Here is a 6,000-nt window from a genome sequence, read left to right on the forward strand (position 1 = left end):
TAAAGTTGTTATGCAACTTTTTCTTTAATAGTAATACGTAGTAAAATAGGGAAAAGTTTCGTAATTTTATTAAATTATAAAATATTTAGCGGGAATTATTAGATATATCGCTTGATAAAAATAGATGGAGGAACGCTTGTTTCTATTGAAGAAATCTTCCTTTGCTTTTAAGCGAGATGCTAAGGGATAGAAAAGTAGGAAAACCTGCAAAAATAGGCTATCGAGATTTTCGATAGCCTGAGAAACGTGAAGAGCCCTTATAGAAAATACATTTCTACTAACCGTCAGCATTTACCTTTTCTGCATTCATATGATAATCACTGATAACTTCAGCTAATGCTTCTGTTGTATTGCTAAGTTCTTCCTTGTTATTATCGACGCCGCCGACCTCAATTAGAATAGATTTTGCAGAGAGATCTTGGTTATAAATACCATTTCCTTCTGACTTATCTTTTAAATAGATACCGCGACTAATTCCTGGATATTTTTCTTTTAGACGATCGTTTAATGCTTCAACAAATTTTAAGTTTTCTTTGTATTTCTTGTGTTCTACTCCTACAATGAAATAGAGTTTGGCGTAATTTTTTCCATGAACATTAATAGTAGTTTTTTCTTTTCGTTGTGCATCACGATGAATATCGATTAGATAATTTACATGATTGTTGGATGCCATTACTTCTTCGATGGTTTGACGTGAATATTTATACGAATCATAATAATCCCACCCTTTTTTGTGTAATTCTGCTGTTACATTCGTTGTATCGTGAAATGTAGTTATTCCCTGTTTTTCTAATTGCTCTGTTAATAAAGAGCCCACCATTACAATATTTTTACTATTATCGGTACTTGATGCATCACTAGGTTTTTTCTTTGAATCTCCTAATAAAGGTAGGAAAGCTTCCCAACTATGACTATGATAGATAAATATTTCCGCGTTATCTTTATCATCACTTTCCTCGTTGGGTTGCTCCGTTTTTTTATTATTTGAATCTTCCTTTAGCAAATCTTCAAAATCAGGAGGTGGAGATTCCATTGGTATATTTGTGCTATTTTTGTCTGCTCCTGCCGTATAAATATTATTGGAATAAGCAGTTAATCCCGGCAACTCTAGGTTTAGCAGGCTGTTAAAATTGTTAGGTGTAATCCCTGATGTTCCTTCAAAAAGTAATCGTGAAAACTTTGGAGTTTCCATACCATTTTCCTCCAAATGATTATCCAATTGAGGTATTTCCGTACTCATTATAAAAAGCAAGGCATCTGAAAAAATAGTTGACTCCGTGATTTTACTTATCAATGGTACATGAAAGAGATCAGCATGAATTTTTGGTAGAGTCATAAAAGCCACAAGCAGAAGTAATATGACTGTACTAATAACCGATGTTAGTAGTGTGTTTTTTAGATTCATGATAGAAATCAGCCTTTCCTATTCTTTCTAGATTCTATGCTAGATATCGTTTTTAATAGAACTATAATTCAAAAAAGGTATCAAAATCACTATTTAAGGTGTAAAAAATAATGTTTAACCATTCGGTTGACTATTTGATGGCTATTCTTTATTATTTAACTAATTGGTTAAATAATAAAGAAAGGAATGAAGGAAACATGGGAAAAGTAACCCCCTTTTTAACATTTTCAGGTAATGCAGAAGAGGCAATGAATATTTATACGTCTATATTTAGACAATCAGAAATTAAGGAAATTATACGCTATGGAAAGGGCGAAGTTGGCAGAGAAGGAACTGTACATCAAGCGACTTTTATCATTAATGATCAAACGTTTATGTGTAGTGATAGTGTTGTTAAACATGAATGGTCTTTTACACCTGGTATCTCTTTGTTTGTAGCGTGTGAGTCAAACCAAGAAATAGAGAATGCTTTTCACGAACTTTCTAAGGAAGGGCAAGTGCTTATGCCACTTGACAGCTATCCGTTTAGTGAGAAGTTTGCTTGGATAGACGATAAATTTGGGGTATCTTGGCAACTAAACTTAAATAGTAAATGAATGAGGGATTACGATGGTCGTTAAGCAGCAGGAAGCAAAATTAGATCATGTTTTTCACGCATTGGCTGATCCTACTCGACGGAAGATAATACGTTTAATAGCAGCCCATCCTTGTACCATATCGGAGTTATCTAAACCTTTTCCTATTTCTTTGGCAGCTATTTCCAAGCATATCAAGGTATTGGAAAAGGCAGGGTTAGTAAATCGTCATGTCAAAGGCCGTATTCATAGCTGTAGTATTCAGTTAGAAGGACTTTCTGTAGCTAGAGAATGGCTGCGTTTCTATGAGGACCTGTGGAACAGTCAATTTGATAAATTGGAAATAGAACTAAATAACGATGAGTGTTAGGAGGGGAGAAATGGCGAGTGAATCACAAGTTACATTACAAATGAAGCGTCAATTTTCTGTACGGCCAGAAAGGGTATTCGATGCTTGGCTTGATCCAAACTGTATGAAAAGATGGCTGTTTACTACTTGGGTCAAATAAAGTATGTACAAATCATTCAGTTGTCGGTGGGACATGGGAAATTGTTGATCACCGGGATGGTAAGGACTATCGAGCGATAGGTAAGTACTTTGAAATTGAAGAGCCGAAAAAAATTGTATTTACATTTCAGATGCCGCAATTTAGTGAATCAGTGGATAAAATTAAGGTAGAGCTGAAAGAAGTTGAGTCTGGTTGTGAAATGATATTCACGCAATTTATAAATATTCCACATGAGATAGGCTGGGAAGCTGAGGATATGGAGAAGGAGAAAAAATCATATAAAGAGCAGTATAAACATGGATGGAATCTCATGTTTATCAGCCTTGAACAACAAGTAGCTAGGGATAAATAGCACGAAGTCTTTTTGGACTTGTGCTTTTTTTGCTTTAGCATAAAAATAATGAAACATTTAGCAATTATTCACGTAAAAGAAGATAGTGCTTGTGAAGTTTGCTACAATATAAGAAATAGTTTTCTCAGGGGGTTAGCGCTTGGAATATAACGAACAAAAGGAAACAGTAAAATCAAAAAAGTGGAGACGTGTTGGGACTGGATTTGCGATATTTCTTGGTATAATCATTATCCTCCTATCGCTTGGTTTAATAAGCTTTCAATGGATTATTGACTATATATGGATGGATTCACTTCAATTTGGTAGTATTTTTACAACCATTATTGGCAGTAAAGTCATACTCGGTATTCTTGGATTTATCCTCTTCTTTATACTTACATATATTACTATTTCATGGATAAGAAATTCCTACCTTAGTCATTTCCACGATAATCAGCTACCATCGATGATCGAAAACCTGAAGCAGAGCAGATTATTAATGGCGTCCATATCACTTGTATTCGGTGCGGTAGGTAGTATGATTGTACAAGGAATAGGGTGGGAGCCTTTACTGAAAATGGTAAATCAATCCTCATTTGGATTAAATGACCCGTATTTTAACATGGATATTTCCTTTTATATGTTTGTCTTGCCATTCATTAAAATGATTGTATACATTTTACTAGGGTTAAGTATTTTCTATTTAGTAATTGAGATTGGTTTCTATTCCTTTTTTCATTTATATCAAATGAGCCGTTCAGCACAGCTTCATATGGGGATTACATTAGGTATGATCGGACTTCTTTTGGCAAGTCACCATTTATTGCAGCCTTATGAATCCATGTTAACCAATCAAGTTAATTTGTTTCAAGAAAGTGCTGTACATGGGTTAAGTTATACCGATAAACTCGTAAACATTCCGGCATCTTATATTTTAGCTGGTACTGCTGTAATTGGAACAGTATGGATGGTTAGTGCTTTATATCGTCGGAAATATTATCAGATGATCATCCCCATAGCTGGTTATCTAGGGCTCGTCATTGTAGCGCAGTTAGCTTCTGTCGGTGTTCAACAATTTATTGTGTCTCCAAACGAATTCTCTAAGGAGTCACCATATCTAAAGCATAATTTGGAATATACCAGAGCAGCCTATCAATTAGAAAGAATTGATGAGCGAGAGCATCCAGCTAATCAATCATTGACTGAAGCAATGGTTGATAGGAATAAGTTAACGCTAGACAATGTCAGAGTCAATGATTCAAGACCATTACTAGATATTTATAATCAATTACAAACATTTAGGACTTACTATAAATTTAATAATATCGACATTGATCGGTATGAGATTAACGGGGAGTACCAGCAAGTGTTTATCGGAGCGAGGGAATTGAGTACGGTAGACTTACCTTCACAGGCTAAAACATGGGTAAATCAAAAACTCCGGTATACACATGGTTATGGTGTTGCTATGAGTCAGGTAAATCAAGTTACCGAACAAGGTCAGCCTGAGTATATGGTGAAAAACCTTCCTCCAAAAGGAGATATAGATATTACTCGTCCGCAAATTTATTTTGGGGAACAAGATTACGATAATGTCATCGTGAATAGTAAGAAGGATGAATTTGATTATCCTTCCGGCGATGAGAATGTATCCAATCGATTTGCTGCCAATAGCGGTATCTCTTTATCTGGAATCAATCGACTTCTATTTTCGTTACAAGAAGGATCATTTCGTATGTTTGTTTCTGACCAGATAACAAGTGAAAGTCAGATTTTACAAACGAGAAATATTATGGATCGTGTTGAACGGATTGCTCCATTCTTTCAATACGACAAGGATCCCTATATTTTTGTGAGAGAGAATGGTAGTCTTGCATGGATGATTGATGCTTATATAACTGCGGAAAATTATCCGTATGCCAAACCACATGTAGGAAATGAAAATTATATTCGGAATGCAGTAAAAGTAGTAATTGACGCGTATACTGGAGAAGTTAATTTTTATATGGTTGATAAAGAAGATCCATTATTACAAACATATGCGAAGATGTTTCCAGATCTATTTACAGAGGAAATACCAGAAGACGTTCGTTCGCATTTTCGATATCCAGAAAGATTATTTACCATTCAAGCAAAAATGTATGGAACATATCATATGACTAATTTAGAAGTATTTTACAACAGGGAGGATTATTGGCAATTTCCAACGGAGAAATATTACAATGAAGATATTGAAATAGAGCCCTATTATATCACGATGAAATTGCCAGAGTATGAAGAAGAAGAGTTCATGCTTATGATGCCATATACTCCAAAGAATCGGCAAAATATGATTGCGTGGATGGGTGTACGAAACGATGGAGAAAACTATGGAGAAATGCTTGTGTATCGTTTCCCTAAGCAGAAAAACAGCTATGGGCCACAACAAATCGAGAATAGAATTAATCAAGATAGCACCATTTCCCAAAAATTGAATTTATGGTCTCAGGGAGGATCAGAAGTCATTCGAGGAAACCTATTAGCAATTCCGATTGAAGATACAATGTTGTATGTAGAGCCAATTTATATTGAATCCTCAAATGCTACTTCTTTACCTGAAGTGAAGCAAATTGTAATGGCATATGATGACCATATTGTTATGGAAGCAACCTTTGATAAAGCATTGGATAAGATACTTCAATATATTGATCCAAATCGGGTAGTGGAAGAAGGTCAAAATGATAAAAAATCCAAGGAAGGTGAAGGGATTACTGATTCTTCTGAACAAAAACTGCAAGAAATAGTAGAGTTGTTTGATGCTTATCAAGCGGCATTATCGGCTGGAAATTGGGAAGAGGCAGCAAAAATAATGACAAGCATTGAGAATAAGTTAGATGACGTAAAATAAGTTAAACTTTATATTCTTTTATAGAAAAAGGAAGGAGGCTGGGACAAAACCCAGTAAAATAAAAAGTGGTACTCGCCAATAATTTGGTAAGTACCACTTTTTTTGAGATTTATGTACGCAAAAGGGATACCTTCTGGTAAAGTTAAAGTAATCACACCCAAACAGAACCGGAGGTATCCCTTATGTTTAAACATTATACCATGAATCAAGTCGTTTTGCCTTTAGATTTTGAAATGAAATTACAAGAAAATGATATCGCCTATGCAGTGAACCATATTGTAGAACATATCCCA

General features: G+C 34.9%; 6 protein-coding genes. 5 read left to right on the plus strand and 1 reads right to left on the minus strand.

Annotated elements, in window-relative coordinates; translation table 11 throughout:
* Nucleotides 1-277: 277 nt before the first annotated feature.
* Complete coding sequence (gene spoIIP / locus RVS70_RS02930; RefSeq protein ID WP_026682182.1) at nt 278-1,405, minus strand: stage II sporulation protein P; 1,128 nt, start codon at nt 1,403-1,405, stop codon at nt 278-280.
* 197 nt (nt 1,406-1,602) lie between these two features.
* On the opposite strand from spoIIP, the gene RVS70_RS02935 reads away from it, so the two are divergent.
* The 5 genes from RVS70_RS02935 to RVS70_RS02955 all read left to right on the plus strand — a co-directional run bounded on the left by RVS70_RS02935 (nt 1,603) and on the right by RVS70_RS02955 (nt 5,707).
* Nucleotides 1,603-2,001: a VOC family protein gene (locus RVS70_RS02935; RefSeq protein ID WP_026682181.1), complete on the plus strand. Its 399-nt coding sequence runs from the start codon at nt 1,603-1,605 to the stop codon at nt 1,999-2,001.
* 13 nt (nt 2,002-2,014) lie between these two features.
* A complete protein-coding gene (locus RVS70_RS02940) occupies nt 2,015-2,350 on the plus strand; it encodes an ArsR/SmtB family transcription factor (protein WP_026682180.1) in 336 nt (111 codons plus the stop codon).
* Nucleotides 2,351-2,360: 10 nt separating this feature from the next.
* Nucleotides 2,361-2,489, plus strand: coding sequence for a hypothetical protein (locus RVS70_RS02945; protein ID WP_309299818.1), 129 nt, complete (start codon nt 2,361-2,363; stop codon nt 2,487-2,489).
* 40 nt (nt 2,490-2,529) lie between these two features.
* Nucleotides 2,530-2,841 carry an SRPBCC domain-containing protein gene (locus tag RVS70_RS02950; protein WP_321132485.1) on the plus strand — a complete coding sequence of 104 codons (312 nt, stop codon included), beginning with the start codon at nt 2,530-2,532 and terminating at the stop codon, nt 2,839-2,841.
* 139 nt (nt 2,842-2,980) lie between these two features.
* The gene (locus RVS70_RS02955) at nt 2,981-5,707 is read left to right on the plus strand and encodes a UPF0182 family protein (RefSeq protein ID WP_121604997.1); all 2,727 of its coding nucleotides are present in this window, start codon (nt 2,981-2,983) and stop codon (nt 5,705-5,707) included.
* Nucleotides 5,708-6,000: the final 293 nt, after the last annotated feature.

The sequence above is a fragment of the Virgibacillus sp. M23 genome, from assembly GCF_034190895.1.
GTDB classification, from domain to species: domain Bacteria; phylum Bacillota; class Bacilli; order Bacillales; family Amphibacillaceae; genus Virgibacillus; species Virgibacillus salarius.

Coding starts and splice junctions, on each gene's coding strand:
- RVS70_RS02945 (WP_309299818.1), top strand. CDS start 2,361: ATGGCGAGTGAATCACAAGTTACATTACAAATGAAGCGTCAATTTTCT.
- RVS70_RS02935 (WP_026682181.1), top strand. CDS start 1,603: ATGGGAAAAGTAACCCCCTTTTTAACATTTTCAGGTAATGCAGAAGAG.
- spoIIP (WP_026682182.1), bottom strand. CDS start 1,405: ATGAATCTAAAAAACACACTACTAACATCGGTTATTAGTACAGTCATA.
- RVS70_RS02940 (WP_026682180.1), top strand. CDS start 2,015: ATGGTCGTTAAGCAGCAGGAAGCAAAATTAGATCATGTTTTTCACGCA.